The sequence below is a fragment of the Paraburkholderia sp. RL18-085-BIA-A genome, assembly GCF_046027075.1.
Classification (GTDB): Bacteria; Pseudomonadota; Gammaproteobacteria; order Burkholderiales; family Burkholderiaceae; genus Paraburkholderia.
Genome location: NZ_JARESU010000607.1, coordinates 1 through 471, shown reverse-complemented (window position 1 = coordinate 471; position 471 = coordinate 1). Strand labels below are relative to the sequence as shown.

Here is a 471-nt window from a genome sequence, read left to right as displayed (position 1 = left end):
TTGAACGCAGCAGCACCGGGCGGTTTGAAGCCTGCCCCTGCAGGCCGGCTTCGGAAGGCCAACTTCCATCTTCAGTACAGCATCACAAGCTCCTCGGTTGTGTTCGTGACACACATTTCCATTGGCCTTTGACCTTGAGTGGAGTAAGACAACTGGTTGCCAGTTTTTCGAGGCCATCGAATTTGTCTGCGAGGCGCGCCAGGACGGGATTTCTGATCGGTGAAGCCAGATCGGTTAGAGTCCAGATTTCTGGACGCAGGGAATGACCGGAAACCCATGCTGGCAAGTGATTCCAACGGAATTGAGCCTGGAGCAGTTCGAGCAGTTTGTCTTGCCGCATCTGAGGCGGGGTCGTCGAGGACCTCCTCCCACGCTGCCCTTGCACAAGATCTTCAACTACATCCTGCGAGTGCTGTACATGGGCTGTCAATGGAAGATGCTGCCGATCGAAAGGAATGCCAAAGGCCGCCA

General features: G+C 55.4%; 1 pseudogene. It reads left to right on the top strand.

What is annotated here, in order from left to right:
- Positions 1–262: 262 nt before the first annotated feature.
- A pseudogene (locus P0D89_RS54060) lies at positions 263–471 on the top strand (transposase); the annotation flags it as partial.